Below are 21,684 nucleotides of genomic sequence, written 5' to 3'. Positions count from 1 at the left end.
TGCTGTTTTTCCTCAATTCTTTCATAAAGAGGGATTTAAGAGGAAAGGTCCTCTTGATCGATCAAGCCCAAAATTCTCTCTAAATCTTCTTTTGAAAAGAATTCGATTTCTATTTTCCCTTTTTTCTTGCTTTGTTTTATCGTTACACTCGTTCCTAGTCTTTCACGTAGACTTGATTCCCGTTGCTTTATGAAAATATCTTTTTTCTCTTGTTTCTTAGGTTTGGTTTCACGTGAAACAGTATCATTCAATTGATGTATATATCGCTCTAGCTGTCTGACATTCATTCCTTCTTTGAGGATCTTATCCACTACTGGATTAAGCAACTCTTTTTTCTTTAAACCTAGTAATGCACGGCCATGCCCCATGGAAATTTTGCCTTCAGAGATGTAACTCCTTATCCCTTCAGGCAAAGAGAGTAATCGAACATAGTTCGCAATATGTGGTCGGCTTTTACCTAACCGGCTGGCCAACTGTTCTTGTGTGAAATCCAATTTTTCTAGCAAAGTTTGATAAGCTGCCGCTTCCTCAATCGGATTTAAATCTTCCCGTTGCAGGTTTTCCAAAATAGCCAGTTCCATCATTTGCTGTTCATTCAATTCCCTTACCACAACCGGAACTGTCTTTAAACCAGCTTCGTTCGCAGCGCGATAACGCCTCTCTCCAGCCACGATTTCAAAACCCTTAATACTTTTCCGGGCAATAATCGGCTGTAATATCCCGTGTTCCATGATCGATTGCTTTAATTCTTCTATAGCTTCAAGTCGGAAGCTTTTTCTGGGCTGATAAGGATTTGGCCTTAATTCCCTTATTTTGATTTCCCGCACGATTTCATCTTTACTGATCTCACCATTGTTGAAAATTGCGTTAAGTCCTTTGCCAAGTCCTTTAGCCATTTGATACCACTTCCTTTGCCAGTTCTAGATAGACCTCCGCTCCTCTTGACTTTGGATCATATATAATTATTGGTTCTCCATGGCTCGGTGCTTCACTCAATCGGACATTGCGGGGAATGATGGTTTGATACACTTTATCCTGAAAGTATTTTTTGACTTCCTCTATAACCTGGAGACCTAAATTTGTTCTGGCATCCAACATCGTCAATAGCACACCTTCAATTTTCAAATCATGGTTCAAATGCTTTTGGACGAGACGGACCGTATTTAATAATTGACTCAAGCCCTCCAATGCATAGTATTCACATTGTACAGGGATCAAAACGGCATCAGCCGCTGTTAATGCATTCAGCGTAAGCAATCCTAATGATGGAGGACAGTCGATTACAATGTAATCATATCGACTTTGCACCTCTTCCAATGCCCTTTTTAATCGGACTTCCCTTGAAATGGTTGGTACCAGTTCGATTTCCGCACCTGCAAGTTGAATTGTCGCAGGTATAACATATAAGTTTTCAACCTTTGTTTCCAAGATAACGGTACTGGCTTCAACATCATCGACCAATACATCATAAATACATTGTTCCACATCCGCTTTATCAATACCTGCACCGCTTGTCGCATTTCCCTGCGGATCAATATCGACCATTAAGACTTTCTGTCCTATGTATGCAAGACAAGCACTTAAACTGACAGAAGTTGTCGTTTTTCCAACACCGCCTTTTTGATTGGCAATGGCGAGAATCTTACCCACGAATTCACCTGCTTTCAACTATATTCATAACGTTATATTTAATCAATTTTACTGTAAATTCATTTATTTTCTTTCTATTTTATCATGAATGCTACAGGAAGAAATCGTTTTCTTAAATTCCTCCTGATATTTGAAATTTAGCTAAACCTTACAAAAATCCCTAAAAAATTGCACCACTTTTCACGTAACAGATGCTAGTGTTATCTAGAAAATAAAAAAAAGCTTGGTAATCGGAGACTACCAAGCGGGGCTAAGGATAGAGGATCAAGTTTTTTTCTTGGGTATTTTAATCGTGAATTGATAATACTCCTCGAATTCTTCTTCCTCTGCATCCAGATTTATTCCATTGTCTGTAACCATACTGAGTGATTGACGTATCGTATTTACGGCAATTCTCATATCTTTACTAAACGCCTTTCGCTTAGGTTTCGGCTTTTGAACCGTACCCGTTAAGAGCTTGACGACCTGCTCTTCTGTTTGCTTGACGTTTAACCCTTTTTCGATGACTTCCGAAAGTAGTTTAATCTGCTTTTCAGGACTTTTTAATGGTATCAACGAGCGGGCATGGCGTTCCGTAATTTGCTTTTGAAGAAGTGCATCTTGAACTTCCTGGGGCAGCTTAAGCAGCCGAAGCTTATTCGCAACGGTAGATTGTCCTATTCCCAGTCTTTGTGCCAAGGCTTCTTGGGTTAAACTATGCAACTCCAATAGTTTACCGTAAGCCAATGCTTCTTCAATCGGTGTAAGCTCTTCACGCTGAAGGTTTTCTATCAGCGCAACGGAAGCCGTTTCTGTATCGGTGAAATCTTTAATAATTGCAGGTGCCAATTCCCAGCCCAGCTTTTGCATAGCCCGAAAACGGCGCTCACCTGCAATGATTTCATATTTTCCCTGTCCATAAGCCCTTACTACAATTGGCTGAATGATCCCGTGTGTATGAATCGTTTGAGCCAATTCCGCAATTTTATCGTCATTAAAAACGGTCCTTGGTTGAAATCGATTAGGCACAATATCAGAAATTGAAATTTTTCTAATCTCTTCATTATTATTGCTAGGTGTCTCCATCTCTAGTTGCTGTTCTTCTTTTTCGCCAAACCCAAAGAACCGCGAAAAAGGATGCTTCATCTTCCTACACCACCTTTTAAAACTCCCAAATAACATATTCTCTATTTAAAGGACAAGTCCTGCATACATTTCCCGACATGGTTATACAAATGGTCCTTCACTGTAAAAAACATGTCGACTGGCGTCATCAAGGCAATAATGAGGATGAGACGGCCAGTAATTACATATCTCAGCCGGCTTGCCCAAGATTATTTCCCTGAAAACAAAAAGAAAAATCGCCGACCTTCTAGCCCTGCTTTGAAAACCTGGCACACGATTGATATTGCACCTGAAAAATTGCCTTCATGTTTGCTTAATATGATTAATGAATAAAGTCATACCTTTATAGTAAAAGAAAATTAGGACAAGTACCAGCCAAATATATGAATCATCTACGTCCAATATGGAAACATCGAAGTAGTATATAGGTCATTCAATAGGCTGTTTATTCGGTGTCCCTGGTTTTCTTGGGTATTTTTTAGGCGTTTTCTTCACTTTTTTAACGGTAATGATGTTTCTTTCACTATTTTCCTCTGGCAATGTGAAGGGATGAATTTCTTCGATTTTTCCGCCTAACGTAAAAATGGCTTTCTTCCCTGTGTCCATTTCATCCTGTGCACTAGCCGCTTTCATGGCAATGAACGTCCCATCCGGTTTAACAAGCGGCAAACATAGTTCACTTAAAACGGACATCCTAGCTACCGCCCTTGCCATGACAATATCATAGGATTCGCGATGCTCCGGTTTTTGCGCGAAGGTTTCCGCCCGGTCATGATAGAAGGAAACACCCTTTAATTGCAATGAATCAGCAAGGTGATTCAAAAAAGAGATTCGCTTATTCAACGAATCCACAATCGATACGTGGATATCAGGGAAACAAATCTTCAATGGAATACTCGGAAACCCAGCGCCAGCCCCAACATCGCAAATCCGATAAGATTTGTTAAAATCGAAATAAAAGGCAGCACTGATTGAATCATAAAAATGCTTTAGATAAACTTCTTCTTTATTAGTAATGGCGGTCAAGTTCATCTTTTCGTTCCATTCCACCAATAAACGATAATATGTGTCAAACTGATCAAGCTGGTGAGGAGAAAGCTCAATTCCCTTCTCCTGCAGTGCTTGTTGGAACTGTTCTATATTCATGTTTTCTTCAATCCTTTTCGGGTATTTCCATTACTGAGATACTCGGGCTATCTTACCTTGTTCCAAATAAACAAGCAAAATGGAAACATCAGCTGGATTCACACCGGAAATTCTTGAAGCCTGAGCTACTGAAAGCGGGTGGACCAACTTTAATTTTTGACGTGCTTCCGTTGCTAGACCAGAAATTGCATCATAATCTATATTCTCTGGAATCTTTTTATTCTCCATTTTTTTCAGACGATCGACTTGTTGCAAGGATTTTTCAATATATCCTTCATACTTGATCTGGATTTCGACTTGTTCCGTCACTTCACCGCTCAGTTCGACATCACTTGGAGCCAACCTCTGAATATGGGAATAATCCATTTCAGGTCGTTTCAATAAATCAGACGCACGGATTCCATCCTTCAACTCACTGCCACCACTTGCAGTAATGACTTCTTGAACCTCTTTAGTTGGTTTGATGAAATTTGATTTCAGGCGCCCTTTTTCCATTTCAACCGCTTCTTTTTTCAAAAGGAAACGGTTATAGCGTTCTTCCTTGATCATTCCAATATTGAAACCAATTTCCGTTAACCTTAAATCGGCATTATCGTGACGCAATAATAAACGATATTCTGCACGTGATGTCAGCAATCGGTAAGGTTCATTCGTACCTTTGGTTACAAGGTCATCAATGAGTACACCAATATAGGCATCCGAACGGCTTAAAATCAGTTCTTCTTTACCTATCGCATTCAATCCTGCATTAATGCCGGCCATCAGCCCTTGTCCTGCAGCTTCTTCATAGCCGGACGTCCCGTTAATTTGGCCTGCTGTATACAAATTTTTGATTTTTTTCGTTTCTAGAGTAGGCCATAGCTGTGTAGGAACGATTGCATCATATTCAATTGCATATCCGGCACGCATCATTTCCGCCTTCTCGAGACCTGGGATCGTTTGAAGGATTTTTACTTGTACATCTTCTGGCAGACTTGTAGACAGCCCTTGTACATAAACTTCCTTTGTATTGCGACCCTCAGGTTCAAGGAAAATTTGATGGCGTGGTTTATCATTGAAACGGACGACCTTATCTTCTATTGATGGACAATAACGAGGTCCAGTTCCCTTTATCATTCCGGAATACATCGGTGAGCGGTGCAGATTATCATCAATGAGCTGGTGTGTACCCTCATTTGTGTACGTTAGCCAGCATGGTAATTGATCAGTGATGAACTTAGTGGTTTCATAAGAAAAAGCACGTGGTACTTCATCACCAGGCTGAATTTCCGTTTTGCTGTAATCTATGGATGAACTATTGACACGTGGTGGTGTTCCTGTTTTAAAACGAACCAAATCGAACCCTAATTGCTCCAAGTGTTCAGAAAGCCTGATGGAAGGCTGCTGATTATTTGGACCGCTTGAATATTTTAGTTCCCCTAAAATGATTTCACCACGTAAATAGGTACCCGTCGTGATTACGACAGTTTTCGCACGATATACTGCGCCTGTTTTAGTAATGACACCGGTACAAACATCATTTTCTACAATTAATTCCTCTACCATCCCTTGAATCAATGTCAAATTTTCTTGGTCTTCTATCGTCTTTTTCATTTCTTGTTGATAGAGAAATTTATCTGCCTGCGCACGCAATGCACGAACAGCCGGGCCTTTGGCAGTATTCAACATCCTCATTTGAATATGGGTCTTGTCGATGTTTTTCCCCATTTCACCGCCTAAAGCGTCGATTTCCCTAACGACTATACCTTTTGCCGGCCCGCCAACGGACGGATTACAAGGCATAAAGGCGACCATATCCAAGTTAATGGTGATCATCATCGTTTTAGCCCCAACTCTTGCAGCTGCAAGGCCTGCTTCACTACCAGCATGTCCAGCACCAATTACAATGACATCATAGCTACCTGCTTCGTATTGCATGTTCTTTTCCTCCTTTTACAATTATTTTCCTAAACAAAATTGTGAGAACAATTGGTTGATTAAATTATCCTGTACGCTTTCACCAATGATTTCTCCAAGGAGCTCCCATGCTTTCGTGAAATCAATTTGAACCAAATCAATTGGTGTACCCATTTCAATCGCTTCAACTGCATCTGAAATTGACTGTAATGCCTGTCCTAGCAAGGCTATATGCCTGGCATTGGACACATAGGTCAAGTCTCCCGTTTCTAAAGAACCTTCAAAAAATAAAGAAGCGATGGCCTTTTCCAATTCATCGACCCCTTTATCCTCAAGCAATGAAGTGGAAACAACTTTATGGGATGTTGAATTTTCTTTAACCTTAGCCAAATCAATTTTCTGTGGAAGATCGGTTTTATTGATAATAACGATAACATCCATTCCCTCGACAGCTTGGAATAGTTTCTCATCTTCAGCGGTAAAATCATCTGAATAGTTCAATACCAGTAATATTAGATCAGCCTCTTTCAATACCGCACGAGACCGTTCAACTCCAATTCGTTCAACGATATCTTCCGTTTCTCTAATTCCAGCTGTATCGACAAGCTTAAGCGGTACACCGCGAACATTGACATACTCCTCAATTACGTCACGTGTTGTACCAGGAATGTCAGTTACAATCGCTTTATTTTCATGGACTAAGCTGTTTAGTAAAGAAGACTTCCCGACATTCGGGCGTCCTATGATAACCGTTGCCAGTCCATCCCGCAGGATTTTCCCTTGCTGGGCTGTGTGAAGCAGTTTCTCTATTTCAGTCTTCACATAACTGCCTTTTTCCAAAAATAAACGATGCGTCATTTCTTCGACATCATCATATTCCGGATAATCTATGTTTACCTCGACTTGAGCGAGGGTCTGTAAAATTTCTTGACGCAGGTTTTGGATTAATTTCGAAAGCCGGCCCTCCATTTGACCTAATGCGACATTCATGGCTTTATCCGTTTTAGCCCTGATTAAATCCATAACGGCCTCTGCTTGAGAAAGATCGATCCTTCCATTCAAAAAAGCTCGTTTCGTAAATTCACCAGGTTCTGCTAAACGAGCTCCTTGTGAGAGAATAAGTTGTAATACCCGATTGACGGAAACGATTCCACCGTGACAATTTATTTCAACTACATCTTCTCTTGTAAATGTCTTTGGACCTTTCATGACCGAAACCATGACTTCCTCAATGATTTCACCTGTTTTAGGCTGGATAAGGTGGCCATAATGAATCGTATGTGAGTTCACTTCAAGCAATCCTTTTCTTCCTGGTCCTTTAAAGATCCTATCGGCTATTTCTATGGCCTCATCACCGCTGATTCTAACGATGGCGATTGCCCCTTCCCCTAAGGGCGTAGAGATAGCGGTGATTGTATCGAATTCCATGCTTTCACCTCTTATATATTGATGTTTCTATTTTTTTCTGATAATAAAAATCGTTGAATCCCTAAATAACTACAATACCACAGTATATTCATGAAAAAAAGTAGATACTCCTTCCTTTAAAGGGTTATCCACATGCATGAATTCCATATTCTGTAGTATTCATTTTAACTTATCCACATGTGAATAACAAATATGGACCGTTGCTCTTTCACCCATCTTATTGATCATGAGAATATTAATAAGACATATGTCAGTTTTTGTTGAAATAATCATTAATAAATTAATATTCGACAAACAATGGTATCCTGACATTAAAAAAAGAACCCCTGCTTTATAGCAGAAGGTTCATTTGAGTGGAGTAATGACTAAATGGCGATATGGTTCCGTTCCATTTGAAGTCGTTTTAATTTTTGGATAATGCAGGAGCGCATTATGGATGACCTTACGTTCATAGGATGGCATGGGCTCCAGTGAAATTGCTTTACCTGTTTTTATGGCTTTATTTGCCATTCTTTCAGCCAATTGGATTAACGTATCATTGCGTCGATTTCGATAATCTTCTGCATCTACTGTAATATTTAAAAACTGCTTCGAATAGCGATTTGCAACCAACTGCGTTAAATACTGAAGGGAATTCAGTGTTTGACCCCTTTTTCCAATTAATAATGCAATTTTATCACCCGTTAAATGGAATGTAACGTTCTTCCCTTTACGTTGGATATCAATTTCTGCATTAACTCCCATTTCCCTGCTGACATTTTTCAAAAATTCAAGTGTCTCTTCAATGGGATCGGCAGGCAATGTCACATGGACAATTGCCTTCCTTGCACCAAATAAACCAAAAAATCCTTTTTTTCCTTCGTCTTCAATTTCAATTTCCACACGATCTTTAGTGCTATTCAGTTGAGCTAAAGCTAAATTTACTGCTTCTTCGACAGATTGTCCTGTAGCAGTTACTTTTTTCACTTTTTCTTTGCCCCTCCCGCGTTTTCCGCAGCTGCTTTTCTAAGATCCGGACCTTTAATGAAATATGTTTGAACGATACCAAAAAGGTTACCTACTACCCAATATAGAGAAAGAGCAGCGGGAAAATTAATAGCAAAAACAACAATCATAACTGGCATGATGTAAAGCATCATCGTCATTTGTGCAGCCATTTGTGGATTGGAGTTCATTCCAGCCATGGACATCTTTTGCTGGATAAAAGTCGTGATACCAGCAACAACCGGTAAAATATAATAAGGATCCGGGGAACCTAAATCAAACCAAAGAAAACTATGTAAAGAGATTTCCTCCGTACGGCTGATGGCATGGTAAAATCCGATTAAAATCGGCATTTGCACCAATATTGGCAAACAACCCGCCAATGGATTCACTTTATATTTTGAAAATAGAGCCATTGTTTCTTGCTGTAGTTTTTGTTGAGTGGCAGCATCTTTTGAGCTGTATTTTGCTTGAAGTTCTTTCATTTCAGGCTGGATGGCCTGCATTGCTTTCGAGCTTTTAACCTGTTTGACCATAAGTGGAAGTAATGCTAAGCGAATGATTAAAGTAACACCGATGATTCCCAAACCATAGTTCGCCCCAAATGTTTCAGAAAGCCAAATGATCAAGGCTGATAATGGATAGACAATGTATGAATTCCAAAAACCTTCACTTTCCGCAGTAATAGGTTCTTTAATTTCCGTACACCCTGCTAACAGCATCATTATCGAAGCTAGTCCAATAATGAGTAATATTCGTTTTTTCAACCGTAATTTCCTCCTAACTGCAATCAATCTTTTTTGAAACAATTGTGAACTGTTCATTGGCGGAATTCAAGGAAATGTAATCCACTTTTTTCACAGTTCAATAGGAATTTTTTATGTCATCTTTTTCAAGTAACTACTGATTTAAAGGGGTGTTTATTGTCGATAAGGAGACTTTATTGTTTTTTCGTTTTAAAGTTTAGTGATTTAGAACGTTTCAGGACGTGGATCAAGCTGCTTTTCACCTGGAAAAAGTCCATCTCCGCCGCTGGTTTTCGAGCAATCACAATATAATCCTTACCCTCTTCTATATCATCTTTCAATTCCAAAAACGCTTGCCGTATGTATCTTTTAATTTGGTTCCTTACAACGGCGTTCCCGATTTTTTTACTGACGGAAAGACCAATCCGGAAATAATCTTGACCTGGCTTTTCAAGGACATAGACAACGAATTGCCGATTAGCAGAAGATTCACCTTTTTTAAACACAAGCTGAAATTCGTCCTCTTTCTTAATCCTTAACTTTTTTTTCATTTTTACACCTTCATTACATGAATTGAGTCTCAGTAAATCCCTTATTTTGCGAAAAAAGACCACTGAGACTTTTCAGTGGTCTATGCAGATAATACTTTTCTGCCCTTGCGGCGACGTGCAGCGATTACTCTACGTCCGTTTTTCGTGCTCATACGTGCACGGAAACCGTGAACTTTACTATGTTTGCGATTATTCGGTTGATAAGTTCTTTTCATTATATGACACCTCCCTGAGGAATAACAGTTAAAGACAGTCTTTACAATTATATAGATTGAGGTTTCTACTTGTCAACCTCATCCAAAAAAATATTTCTTTTTTATGCTCAATGTCCAGTAGGCCTTTTTTTACTACCTAGCCTATTGTAAATGATTTTTCTCCGAACTGATATAGAAATTTTTGGGGAGAAGGAAATTTCCATCAATTTTACCCATGAATACATATTTGTCGATCCCCTGATATCTCTCCTATTTCTACATGGAATTCGACAAAGTATAAAAACCTTAAGTCGGTTTTTAAATGTCCATCCGATTTATCAGCATAGGTTTTTGCGACTTAAATCACTTAAATGTCATTGGAAATAATTTTATTAATTCGAGCTATAACTATGACCTGTGGATAAAATTCGACATGTTTTTTTCTATCCACAACCCATTTCATGGACTTTTACACATAACAATAGCCTGTGGAAAAGTTTTTCCCACACGCTCGGTAAGTTGTGGATAAAGTTTTCTAACCCATTGCAAGACACCTGAATTTCTGATATTATATTTGTGTTTTCACTCTGAATAACTTTATCAACAGATAACGGTTATCCACAGACTGTGTATAACATGTGGATAGCTTATCCGACCTGTGTATATTAAATTGTCCACAGATGGTGGATATTGTCGAAAACCCTTTTTTCTTCTTTATTATATATTTCTCAAAATACCTGTTGATGAATAAACATTCAAATCTGCATCGACTTACTAGATGTAGTCTGTACAAATGTTGTACAGCGCAAGATATAGATATGGTTATAGGGACTTCACACTACACAACATAAAAATCCCTTATACAGCTCACCGAACCCTTGCTGTCAAAATTTATATAAAGACGGCAATCGATGAGTTTATTTGTGCCTATACATTTTAGTTACGTTTAATAAAAATATTTTGCAAAGGAGGGATAAGTTTGGATAACATCGATAGCCTTTGGAACCAGGCGCTCGGAAAAATCGAAAAAAAAATCAGTAAACCAAGCTTTGAAACATGGCTTAAATCAACTAAGGCTTATTTACTTCAAGGTGATACATTAACAGTCACCGCTCCCAATGAATTTGCCAGGGATTGGCTTGAAGAACGCTATTCCCATCTTATTTCTGATGTATTGTTTGAACTTACCGGTGAGGAATTGGAAGCAAAATTTATCATTCCCCCCAATCAAGAAGATGATGATTTTACCGTTCCTGTTCAGCCTAAAAAGATTAAAAAACAGGATAAAGAGCATGCTGCATTTCCACAGCACATGCTGAATGCAAAAAATACTTTTGATACATTTGTCATCGGCTCCGGCAATCGTTTTGCCCATGCCGCGTCTCTCGCTGTCGCAGAAGCTCCAGCCAAAGCCTATAATCCTTTATTCATATACGGAGGCGTTGGACTGGGTAAAACTCATTTAATGCATGCAATTGGGCATTATGTTCTTGAGCATAATCCGAATGCCAAGGTCGTTTATTTATCGTCTGAAAAATTCACGAACGAATTTATCAACTCTATCCGAGATAATAAAGCTGGGGAATTCCGTGATAGATACAGAAGCGTAGATGTTTTATTAATTGATGATATTCAATTTCTGGCGGGAAAAGAACAAACTCAAGAAGAGTTTTTCCATACATTCAATGCATTACACGAAGAAAGCAAACAGATCGTCATCTCGAGTGACCGTCCACCAAAAGAGATCCCTACACTTGAAGATCGCCTCCGTTCAAGGTTTGAATGGGGTTTGATCACGGATATCACTCCTCCTGATCTAGAAACGCGGATTGCCATATTACGTAAAAAGGCGAAAGCTGAGGGGCTTGATATACCGAATGAAGTCATGCTCTATATTGCCAACCAAATCGATTCCAATATTCGTGAACTTGAAGGTGCACTTATTCGCGTCGTCGCTTATTCTTCATTAATCAATAAAGATATCAATGCAGATTTGGCAGCAGAAGCATTAAAAGACATCATCCCAAGCTCAAAACCTAAAATAATCACCATATTAGAAATCCAGAAAACAGTCGGTGAACATTATAGTGTCAAACTTGAGGATTTCAAGGCGAAAAAACGGACTAAATCCGTAGCCTTCCCAAGACAGATTGCGATGTATCTTTCCAGGGAATTAACGGACTCATCCCTGCCAAAGATAGGAGATGAATTTGGAGGTCGCGATCATACGACCGTTATTCATGCGCATGAAAAAATCTCTAAGCTCATGCAAACGGATACCCAGCTTCAACGTCAGGTTAAAGAAATCCAGGATCAGCTGAGGGTATAATCAATTCTGGATAATGTGTATAACTGACGACAACTTACACACAGTCTGTCCACAAGTGGATGGACTGTTTTTCCTTAGCTTGAAGGGACTTATCCACATATCAACAGGCCCTACTACTATTACTACTATCTTTTTTAATAAAAATTATTAATAAATATGCCTTTTTGGCAATAAAAAAATTGGAGGATGAAACATGAGATTTATAATCCAAAGAGATCGATTAGTTCATAGTGTCCAAGAAGTAATGAAAGCAGTCACATCAAGAACCACGATCCCGATTCTAACGGGGATAAAAATAAGCGTTACTAGTGAGGGTGTCACTTTAACAGGAAGTGATTCCGATATCTCGATCCAATCTTTCATTCCAGCCGAAGTAGACGGAGATGAGATTGTTGAAGTGAAAAAAAGTGGCGGTATTGTATTGAATGCCCGTTTCTTCAGTGAAATTGTCAAAAAGTTACCGATGGATACTGTAGAAATTGAAGTTGAAAACAACTTTCAAACGATTATCCGCTCAGGTAAAGCTGAATTTAATCTAAACGGTTTGGATCCTGAAGAGTATCCACATCTTCCAATCATTGAAGAAGAAAATATTTTCAAACTTCCAACGGACCTATTAAAGACCCTTATTCGTCAAACTGGTTTTGCAGTGTCCACGTCAGAAACACGCCCCATCTTAACAGGTGTAAACTTAAAGGTTCAAGATGATGAGTTGACCTGTATTGCAACAGATAGTCATAGACTGGCAATGAGAACTGCAAAAATAGAAAATAAAATTACAGGGACCTATAGCGTTGTTATCCCTGGTAAAAGTTTGAATGAGTTGAGTAAAATCCTTGATGATACAAACGAACTCATAGAAATCGTCATTACCGATAATCAAGTCCTTTTCAAGGCTGAAAATTTATTATTCTTCTCACGATTACTTGAAGGGAATTATCCTGATACGTCCCGCTTGATCCCTTCAGATAGCAAAACGGATGTAACGGTTCATACAAAAGATTTTCTTCAAGCGATCGACAGGGCTTCTTTATTGGCGAGGGAAGGAAGAAATAATGTCGTCAAATTGACAACCCTGGAAGGCCGTATAATCGAGGTCTCTTCCAATACTCCTGAAATTGGTAAAGTAATTGAAGAGGTTCAAGCAGAGGCCATTGAAGGGGAAGATCTGAAAATTTCATTCAGTGCCAAATTTGTAATGGATGCTTTAAAGGCATTGGAAGGTTCAGATATCAAAATTAATTTTACAGGTGCAATGCGTCCGTTTGTCATTCGCCCACTTCATGATGATTCCATGTTGCAATTAATTCTGCCAGTTAGAACTTATTAAGCTAAAATAATATTTCAAAAAAATTAAAGGCTTGTTCTGCAGGCCTTTAATTTTTTTATATTTGAACATACGAATTAAAAGGGTTTTCATGGATTTTTTAATGCTGTAAGGGACTTGGAAACGCTAAAAATAAGAGCGGAAAAAGCTATACTTTGTCTTAATGGGATTTATTTAGTAAAATGAAGTATTAAAGACTACTTGGAAATGAGTGAGGCATGAAATGGACTCCATAAAAATCAGCACAGAATATATCACACTGGGACAATTCTTGAAATTAGCGGATCTGATCCAAAGTGGCGGAATGGCGAAATGGTTCTTAAGTGAATACGAGGTATTCATTAACGGCGAATTAGATGTGAGAAGAGGCAGAAAATTAAGATCAGGTGATAAAATAGAGATTCCTGGATTTGGCGTCTTCACAATTACAAGCTAAAACATAAGGGAAGAGCGGAATATGTATATTGAAAATATAAGTTTGAGAAATTACCGCAACTATACCGAATTGAATCTGACTTTTGAAAATAAAGTCAATGTAATCCTTGGCGAAAATGCTCAAGGAAAAACAAATGTCATGGAATCCATTTTTGTTTTAGCAATGGCAAAATCTCATCGGACCTCAAATGATAAAGAACTTATTCGCTGGGATGAAGAGTATGCTAAAATAGAAGGAAGAGTTAGAAAGAGAAATACCTCAATACCACTTGAGCTGACCATTTCAAAAAAAGGGAAAAAGGCGAAGTGCAACCATATTGAACAAAGAAAGTTAAGTCAATATGTCGGAAATATGAATGTGGTCATGTTTGCGCCGGAGGATCTTAACCTTGTAAAGGGTAGCCCTGTAGTCAGACGCCGTTTTATAGATATGGAAATTGGCCAGGTTTCTCCCGTATACCTTCATGATATGAGCCAATATCATAAAATACTTCAACAAAGAAATCATTACTTAAAGCTTCTGCAGACCCGAAAACAAACGGATACGACGATGCTTGACGTGTTAACTGATCAATTCATTCAGTATGCAGCGAAAATTGTCGAAAGAAGATACGAGTTTCTTTTAAAGCTCCAGCAATGGGCAGAGCCGATTCACTCGGGGATCTCCAGAAATCTAGAAGTATTGAAAATCCAATATAAACCGTCGCTTGATGTATCAGAATCTATGGATTTGACGAAAATGATAGAAGTATACACAGAAAAATTTGATAAAATAAAAACAAGGGAAATTGAACGGGGTGTAACACTTGTAGGTCCTCATCGTGACGACCTGGTTTTTTTTGTGAATGAACGAGATGTTCAGACATATGGTTCACAAGGACAACAACGTACAACTGCCCTATCTTTAAAACTTGCCGAAATTGAGCTGATCCATGAAGAAATCGGCGAGTATCCCATTTTATTATTGGATGATGTGTTATCGGAACTTGACGATTTCCGTCAATCTCATTTACTGAATACGATACAAGGGAAAGTACAAACATTCGTGACGACACCCTCCGTTGATGGAATCGATCATCAAACCCTAAGAGAAGCGTCCACCTTTTATGTTAGTCAAGGAAGTATAAAAAAGGTTAAATGATGAGGTGAATGTATGTATCTCCATATTGGTGAAGACATTCTTGTGAAAACGGACGATGTCATAGCCATTTTAGATAAGAAGCTGCTCCAGGCCTCTCCAATCATGAGTGAATTCTTGGAGAAAAAGTCTGATGTAACTTCCCATTTAGCAAAAAACTCGGTTAAATCGATTGTAGTGACGGATAAACAGGTCTATTATTCACCGCTTGCGTCGTCCACTTTGAAAAAGCGTTCACTGCAGCCTTCGTTATTAATCGATGATATAGATATTCTTTGAAATTAAGCGGTAACGCTTTAATTACTCCAGAAAAATTGATAAATGCCAAAAGAAAAGTGTAGGTGATACGTATGACAATGGAACAAAAAGAAGTACAAGCTCAGGCATACGATGAGAATCAGATACAGGTTTTAGAAGGCTTAGAAGCAGTTCGTAAACGTCCGGGGATGTATATCGGTACGACCTCTGCAAAAGGACTTCACCATCTTGTTTGGGAAATTGTCGATAATAGTATCGATGAGGCACTAGCAGGTTTCTGTACGGAAATCAAAGTGACAATCGAAGAAGACAATAGCATAACCGTAGTGGATAATGGCCGGGGAATTCCAGTCGGTATCCATGAAAAAATGGGACGGCCAGCAGTTGAAGTGATCATGACGGTCCTTCATGCGGGCGGTAAATTTGGCGGCGGGGGCTACAAGGTTTCCGGTGGTCTGCACGGTGTGGGTGCTTCAGTAGTTAATGCCTTATCCACGGTATTGGAAGTTTATGTCCATCTTAATGGCAAAATCCATTATCAGCAATTTAACCGCGGTATCCCTAAAGAAGATTTGAAAATTATCGGGGAAACCGATCATACCGGAACGACTGTACACTTCATTCCTGATAGTGAAATCTTCACGGATACCTTGGAATATGATTTCGATACATTAGCCACACGAATACGTGAGCTTGCATTTTTGAATAAAGGCTTGAAACTGATCATTGAAGATAAACGTGAGGAAGAAGAGAAAGTCAGGGATTTCCACTATGAGGGCGGTATCAAATCTTATGTTGAGCATTTGAATCGTTCTAAAGAGGTATTGCATGAGGAACCGATTTTCATGGAAGGCGAGAAAGATGGAATTTCTGTTGAATTGGCACTCCAATATAACGACAGCTATATCAGCAATGTCTTTTCTTTTGCCAATAATATTCATACCTATGAAGGCGGTACACATGAATCAGGATTCAAGACTGCTTTAACCCGTGTCATCAATGATTATGCACGGAAAAATGGTCTTTTAAAAGAAGCTGATTCCAACTTCTCAGGTGAAGATGTCCGGGAAGGTTTAACGGCAATCATTTCGATTAAGCATCCTGATCCACAATTTGAAGGTCAGACAAAAACCAAACTCGGAAACTCCGAAGTAAGAACGGTTACTGATTCCGTTCTTTCTGAACGACTTGATTCCTTCTTATACGAAAATCCTGCCGTGGCCCGGAAAATTGTAGATAAAGGGCAAATGGCAGCGAGAGCCCGTATGGCAGCGAAGAAAGCACGTGAATTGACTCGAAGGAAAAGTGCTTTGGAAGTATCCAATCTTCCAGGGAAATTGGCGGATTGTTCTTCCAAGGACCCGGGTATCAGTGAATTGTACATCGTTGAAGGAAACTCGGCGGGAGGCTCGGCCAAGCAAGGACGGGACCGCCATTTCCAAGCCATTTTGCCGCTAAGGGGTAAAATCCTGAATGTAGAAAAAGCAAGATTGGATAGAATCCTTCATAACGAAGAAATAGGTACGATCATTACAGCACTTGGAACAGGCATTGGTGATGAATTCAATATTGAAAAGGCTAGATACCATAAAATTGTCATCATGACCGATGCGGATGTGGATGGTGCCCATATCAGAACACTGATGTTGACATTCTTCTACCGATATATGCGAAAAATTATCGAGTACGGATATATATATATTGCTCAGCCGCCGCTTTTCAAAATCCAACAAGGGAAAAAAGTGGATTATGCCTATAATGATCGCCAGCTTGACGAAATCATAGCAAGTTTGCCAAGTACTCCAAAGCCTAACCTGCAGCGTTATAAAGGGCTAGGGGAAATGAATCCAGAGCAATTGTGGGAAACGACCATGAACCCTGATACGAGAACCCTGCTCCAAGTGAGTTTGAAAGATGCTGCTGAGGCGGACGAAACTTTCGAGATGTTGATGGGCGATAAGGTAGAACCACGACGTAACTTCATCGAAGAAAATGCAATTTATGTAAAAAATCTCGATATCTGATTTTTTGACAGGATGCTTTTTACATCCTGTTCTTTACATAGTGAACGAACAGTTAAAACTAAATGAGATATAAGCTTTTTATAGGAGGTTGGCTCCATGTCAGAAAATGAAAGATCAGGTGTAAAAGAAATAAATATAAGCACCGAGATGCGGACATCCTTTTTGGATTATGCGATGAGCGTTATCGTGTCTCGGGCTTTGCCTGATGTAAGGGACGGTTTAAAACCGGTACACCGAAGAATTCTTTATGCAATGAATGATCTTGGAATGACTTCGGATAAACCATTTAAAAAATCTGCCCGTATTGTCGGGGAAGTAATCGGTAAATATCACCCGCATGGTGATTCAGCTGTATATGAAACGATGGTACGGATGGCGCAGCCTTTTAACTATCGCTATATGCTTGTCGATGGCCATGGAAATTTCGGTTCAGTCGATGGAGACCAAGCTGCCGCAATGAGGTACACAGAAGCAAGAATGTCGAAGATTTCGATGGAATTGCTTCGCGATTTAAATAAAGATACGGTTAATTTCCAAGATAACTATGATGGTTCAGAAAGAGAACCAGCCGTTATGCCAGCCCGTTTTCCCAACTTGTTAGTGAATGGATCATCTGGTATAGCAGTAGGGATGGCAACCAATATTCCCCCCCATCAATTAGGTGAGGTAATTGACGGCGTATTGGCTATAAGCAAGAATCCGGATATTACAATTCCAGAGTTGATGGAATTCATTCCAGGCCCTGATTTTCCGACAGCCGGTTTAATTTTAGGCCGAAGTGGCATTAGAAAGGCCTATGAAACTGGAAAAGGTTCAATCATTCAACGTGCGAGGGTGGAGATTGAAGAGAAACCTAATGGAAAACAGGTCATCCTTGTTAAAGAGATTCCTTATCAAGTGAATAAAGCAAGATTGATTGAAAAAATTGCAGAACTTGCTCGAGATAAGAAAATCGAAGGCATTACCGACTTACGGGATGAATCGGATCGCAACGGCATGCGTATTGTCATGGAGCTTCGAAAGGATGTTAATGCAAATGTCCTTTTGAACAACCTGTATAAGCATACCGCCATGCAGACAACCTTTGGAATCAATCTGCTTGCTTTGGTGGACGGTCAGCCTAAAGTATTGAATTTAAAACAATGCCTACACTACTACCTAGAGCATCAGCAGATAGTCATACGGCGCCGGACGGAATTTGAATTACGGAAAGCGGAAGCGCGTGCCCATATTTTAGAAGGTTTGCGCATTGCACTTGATAATTTGGATGCGGTCATTTCGTTAATCCGTAGTTCCCAAACTACTGAAATTGCCCGTGAAGGGTTAATGACACAATTTTCACTTTCTGAAAAACAAGCGCAAGCTATCCTGGATATGCGTTTACAACGCTTGACTGGTCTGGAACGTGAAAAAATTGAAGATGAATACCAGGCATTAATGGCCATAATTGCAGAGTATAAAGCCATTCTTGCTGATGAGGAAAAGGTTCTTGAAATCATTCGTGAGGAGCTTCTTGAAATTAAAGAACGTTTTAATGATAAAAGAAGAACTGAAATCACATTAGCCGGCTTTGAAAGCCTGGAAGATGAGGATTTAATCCCAGAGGAAAACATAATCGTGACACTTACCCACAATGGTTATATTAAACGTTTGCCTGCTACCACGTACCGCAGTCAAAAACGCGGTGGGCGAGGGATACAGGGTATGGGTACGAACACAGATGACTTTGTCGGTCACCTGTTAACCACTTCAACTCATGACACTCTTTTATTCTTCACTAACAAAGGTAAAGTCTATCGCTCCAAAGGATATGAAATACCTGAATATGGTAGGACGGCAAAAGGATTGCCGCTTATCAACTTGTTGGAAGTCGATAAAGGTGAGTGGGTCAATGCAATCATACCGGTGAAGGAATTTGCCGACGATTGGTATTTATTCTTCACGACCAGACATGGGATATCGAAGCGTACACCTCTTTCATCTTTTGCAAATATCCGTAATAATGGCCTAATTGCTTTAGGCTTACGTGAAGATGATGAATTGATTTCTGTCCGTCTTACGAATGGGGAGAAACAGATTATAATCGGAACGAAAGACGGGATGATGATTCGCTTCCCTGAGACGGATGTACGGACAATGGGACGTACTGCAGCGGGAGTGAAAGGGATTTCCTTACGGGCGGATGATGAAGTAGTCGGTATGGAAATACTCGAAGATGATGAAGAAGTGCTGATTGTTACGAAAAATGGCTATGGTAAACGGACCTCTGCGGAGGAATACCGTATACAAAGCCGCGGAGGCAAAGGGATAAAGACATGTAATGTAACGGAGAAAAACGGTAAACTTATTGCCGTGAAAACCGTTACAGGTGTTGATGAAGATTTGATGCTGATTACTGCTGCTGGTGTATTGATCCGAATGGAAGTCGAAGGCATTTCTAAGACCGGCCGTAATACACAGGGTGTTAAGCTCATTCGTCTTGAATCAGCAGACAATGAATATGTTTCGACGGTTGCCATCGTTGGAAGAGAAGAAGAAGAAGAAGAAATAGAAATAGATAGAGATTTAGAGCAGGGCCAAACAACAATAGATCCAGAATCTAATTCTGAACCTACTGTGATGAACGAAAACGAGGAAATTGATAAAGATACGGAAGAATAAATTCATCCATGAAAAGACCTAGCAATAATGCTGGGTCTTTTTTTCTTTCGTTTTTAGACACAGGTAATAAGTAAATAGTCCTGATGCATCTTTGTTATTTTTTAAAAAATCTTTCCTAAAATTGATTTTTATGGGTGTTTAACCCTAAAAAAAGATAGTTATTACCATGTTTTTTAAGTAAAATGTATTCATTAAAACTACTGAGGTGAAACGTTTTGCTAGTAAAAACTCGCTATTTAATTGAAGGCTGCATACTTTCATTCATGATTAGAGGTCTCTCGGACCGTCCAATCATGAATGAAAAAACAATATTGACCAAGGAGTTAATTGAGGCTTTACAAGCATTTTTAATAATGGAGGTAAGCGTTGATAGAACCTTGATTGATGGAAAAAAAATTTTACCGAAAGAAGTGATAGATCCCGAATTGGATGAAATGGAAGAGTTTTCGGATTTTACGGATTTGTATCTTAAATCAGTACAAACCTATAAGCGGTTATTTAAAAATTGGCAAGCAGGCAGTAGAGTGGAAGTAGCCATGATTCGTTTAATCGTGATTCCTCTAGTGGATAAAGCTTTAGAGGAACCAGGCAACATATTAATGCTACACCACTATTGCAATAAAGAAGACTATTTGTTTCACCATGCCATTTCAATTGGATTGATAGGAGCGTATATTGCTTCTAAGATGAAATGCAATAGGGCGGATGTCTATCAGGTAGCTATCGGCGGTTGTCTGGCAGACTGTGGGATGGCAAAGCTGCCACCAAGGTTATTAACTAAAACCGAAAGTCTGACTGTCGAGGATTATGAGGAGATTCACAATCATCCTATTTTCAGTTACAAAATGATAAAAGATAGTTCCATCATAAAGGATAGTGTGAAGACAGCCATTCTAGAACACCATGGAAGGTTGGATGGAACAGGTTATCCCAAAAGCTTGAAAACAAAGCCCATGAGCTTATTCTCAAAAATCATAGCTGTTGCAGATGTCTTTCATGCCATGACTTCCGAAAGGACGTATAGAAAGAAACAGTCACCATTTAAAGTATTAGAAATGATTTTACATGATGGCTTCGGTAAATTTGATATGAAGTAGTGAAGACCTTGTTATCGAGCTTCGCTAATTTTTCCATAGGAAGCAGAGTCAAGCTGAACAATGGATTTATTGCAGAAATCATCTTTATTGATGCCAGCTCGCAAACAAGACCGGTCATCAAGATAAAAGATAGTGATCAAATAATCAATTTAGGGATAAACCGGGAATTATATATTGAAGAAATACTCTAATGATTAAGAAAAAGTTTACTCCTAAATAGATAAGCTTTTTCTTCTTATTAGGATAACAGCCGATATTTTATTAGCTATGATTCATGTATTTTATTTATTTTAAAATAACTCTTGCTTTTGTTTCCGATACTAGATATAATAACTAAGTCGACAGCGAAAGAAAAAAGTTGTTGACAAAAAATAATATAGTTGATATATTATTAAAGTCGTTTCTAAGCGAACGATAACAAATTGCTCTTTGAAAACTGAACAAAACAAAGCGCCAACGTTAAATTTTAAGTGAGCACACACTATTAAAAAAGCAAATGAGCAAGTCAAACATTTCTTCGGAGAGTTTGATCCTGGCTCAGGACGAACGCTGGCGGCGTGCCTAATACATGCAAGTCGAGCGAATCGATGGGAGCTTGCTCCCTGAGATTAGCGGCGGACGGGTGAGTAACACGTGGGCAACCTGCCTATAAGACTGGGATAACTTCGGGAAACCGGAGCTAATACCGGATACGTTCTTTTCTCGCATGAGAGAAG

19 protein-coding genes and 1 rRNA gene are annotated in these 21,684 nt (G+C 39.2%); 10 read left to right on the top strand and 10 right to left on the bottom strand.

Annotated elements, in window-relative coordinates; genetic code table 11:
* Positions 1–35: 35 nt before the first annotated feature.
* From LQ203_RS22615 to rpmH, 10 genes are all read right to left on the bottom strand, one after another.
* Positions 36–896 (bottom strand): ParB/RepB/Spo0J family partition protein, encoded by an 861-nt coding sequence (locus tag LQ203_RS22615; protein WP_230161594.1) that lies wholly within the window; start codon positions 894–896, stop codon positions 36–38.
* Entirely contained in the window at positions 889–1,650 is a 762-nt protein-coding gene (locus LQ203_RS22610; protein ID WP_230161592.1) for an AAA family ATPase, read from the bottom strand. The genes LQ203_RS22615 and LQ203_RS22610 overlap by 8 nt, the downstream gene beginning before the upstream one ends.
* A gap of 264 nt (positions 1,651–1,914) precedes the next feature.
* The gene (gene noc, locus LQ203_RS22605) at positions 1,915–2,775 is read right to left on the bottom strand and encodes a nucleoid occlusion protein (RefSeq protein WP_230161590.1); all 861 of its coding nucleotides are present in this window, start codon (positions 2,773–2,775) and stop codon (positions 1,915–1,917) included.
* 408 nt (positions 2,776–3,183) lie between these two features.
* Positions 3,184–3,900, bottom strand: coding sequence for a 16S rRNA (guanine(527)-N(7))-methyltransferase RsmG (gene rsmG, locus LQ203_RS22600; protein WP_230161588.1), 717 nt, complete (start codon positions 3,898–3,900; stop codon positions 3,184–3,186).
* A gap of 30 nt (positions 3,901–3,930) precedes the next feature.
* Positions 3,931–5,817 carry a tRNA uridine-5-carboxymethylaminomethyl(34) synthesis enzyme MnmG gene (gene mnmG, locus LQ203_RS22595; RefSeq protein WP_230161586.1) on the bottom strand — a complete coding sequence of 629 codons (1,887 nt, stop codon included), beginning with the start codon at positions 5,815–5,817 and terminating at the stop codon, positions 3,931–3,933.
* Between the two features lie 21 nt (positions 5,818–5,838).
* Entirely contained in the window at positions 5,839–7,224 is a 1,386-nt protein-coding gene (gene mnmE, locus LQ203_RS22590; RefSeq protein WP_230161584.1) for a tRNA uridine-5-carboxymethylaminomethyl(34) synthesis GTPase MnmE, read from the bottom strand.
* A gap of 345 nt (positions 7,225–7,569) precedes the next feature.
* Complete coding sequence (gene jag, locus LQ203_RS22585) at positions 7,570–8,190, bottom strand: RNA-binding cell elongation regulator Jag/EloR (RefSeq protein ID WP_230161582.1); 621 nt, start codon at positions 8,188–8,190, stop codon at positions 7,570–7,572.
* Positions 8,187–8,975: a YidC family membrane integrase SpoIIIJ gene (spoIIIJ, locus tag LQ203_RS22580; RefSeq protein ID WP_230161580.1), complete on the bottom strand. Its 789-nt coding sequence runs from the start codon at positions 8,973–8,975 to the stop codon at positions 8,187–8,189. Before spoIIIJ ends, jag begins: the two co-directional genes overlap by 4 nt.
* 173 nt (positions 8,976–9,148) lie before the next feature.
* Positions 9,149–9,505: a ribonuclease P protein component gene (gene rnpA / locus LQ203_RS22575; protein WP_230161578.1), complete on the bottom strand. Its 357-nt coding sequence runs from the start codon at positions 9,503–9,505 to the stop codon at positions 9,149–9,151.
* 80 nt (positions 9,506–9,585) lie between these two features.
* Positions 9,586–9,720, bottom strand: coding sequence for a 50S ribosomal protein L34 (rpmH, locus tag LQ203_RS22570; protein ID WP_034316183.1), 135 nt, complete (start codon positions 9,718–9,720; stop codon positions 9,586–9,588).
* A 958-nt stretch (positions 9,721–10,678) separates the two neighbouring features.
* On the opposite strand from rpmH, the gene dnaA reads away from it, so the two are divergent.
* From dnaA to LQ203_RS22520, 10 genes are all read left to right on the top strand, one after another.
* Complete coding sequence (gene dnaA, locus LQ203_RS22565; protein WP_057914144.1) at positions 10,679–12,028, top strand: chromosomal replication initiator protein DnaA; 1,350 nt, start codon at positions 10,679–10,681, stop codon at positions 12,026–12,028.
* Between the two features lie 193 nt (positions 12,029–12,221).
* Complete coding sequence (dnaN, locus tag LQ203_RS22560) at positions 12,222–13,358, top strand: DNA polymerase III subunit beta (protein ID WP_230161577.1); 1,137 nt, start codon at positions 12,222–12,224, stop codon at positions 13,356–13,358.
* Positions 13,359–13,578: 220 nt separating this feature from the next.
* The gene (yaaA, locus tag LQ203_RS22555) at positions 13,579–13,791 is read left to right on the top strand and encodes a S4 domain-containing protein YaaA (protein WP_230161575.1); all 213 of its coding nucleotides are present in this window, start codon (positions 13,579–13,581) and stop codon (positions 13,789–13,791) included.
* A 21-nt stretch (positions 13,792–13,812) separates the two neighbouring features.
* Entirely contained in the window at positions 13,813–14,931 is a 1,119-nt protein-coding gene (gene recF, locus LQ203_RS22550; protein WP_230161573.1) for a DNA replication/repair protein RecF, read from the top strand.
* A gap of 12 nt (positions 14,932–14,943) precedes the next feature.
* Positions 14,944–15,207 carry an extracellular matrix regulator RemB gene (gene remB / locus LQ203_RS22545; RefSeq protein WP_034316197.1) on the top strand — a complete coding sequence of 88 codons (264 nt, stop codon included), beginning with the start codon at positions 14,944–14,946 and terminating at the stop codon, positions 15,205–15,207.
* A gap of 77 nt (positions 15,208–15,284) precedes the next feature.
* A complete protein-coding gene (gene gyrB / locus LQ203_RS22540; RefSeq protein WP_230161661.1) occupies positions 15,285–17,210 on the top strand; it encodes a DNA topoisomerase (ATP-hydrolyzing) subunit B in 1,926 nt (641 codons plus the stop codon).
* A 96-nt stretch (positions 17,211–17,306) separates the two neighbouring features.
* A complete protein-coding gene (gene gyrA / locus LQ203_RS22535) occupies positions 17,307–19,871 on the top strand; it encodes a DNA gyrase subunit A (protein ID WP_230161570.1) in 2,565 nt (854 codons plus the stop codon).
* Between the two features lie 215 nt (positions 19,872–20,086).
* Positions 20,087–20,968, top strand: coding sequence for an HD domain-containing phosphohydrolase (locus LQ203_RS22530; protein ID WP_230161568.1), 882 nt, complete (start codon positions 20,087–20,089; stop codon positions 20,966–20,968).
* On the top strand, positions 20,968–21,159 hold the full coding sequence (locus tag LQ203_RS22525; protein WP_230161566.1) for a hypothetical protein: 192 nt from the start codon (positions 20,968–20,970) through the stop codon (positions 21,157–21,159). The genes LQ203_RS22530 and LQ203_RS22525 overlap by 1 nt, the downstream gene beginning before the upstream one ends.
* A 323-nt stretch (positions 21,160–21,482) precedes the next feature.
* Positions 21,483–21,684: ribosomal RNA gene (locus tag LQ203_RS22520) — 16S ribosomal RNA — on the top strand; the annotation flags it as partial.

This window comes from Peribacillus sp. Bi96 (genome assembly GCF_918698115.1).
Taxonomy (GTDB): Bacteria; Bacillota; Bacilli; order Bacillales; family DSM-1321; genus Peribacillus.
Note: the sequence above shows the minus strand (reverse complement) of the source record. Positions and strands in the feature narration are given on the sequence as shown.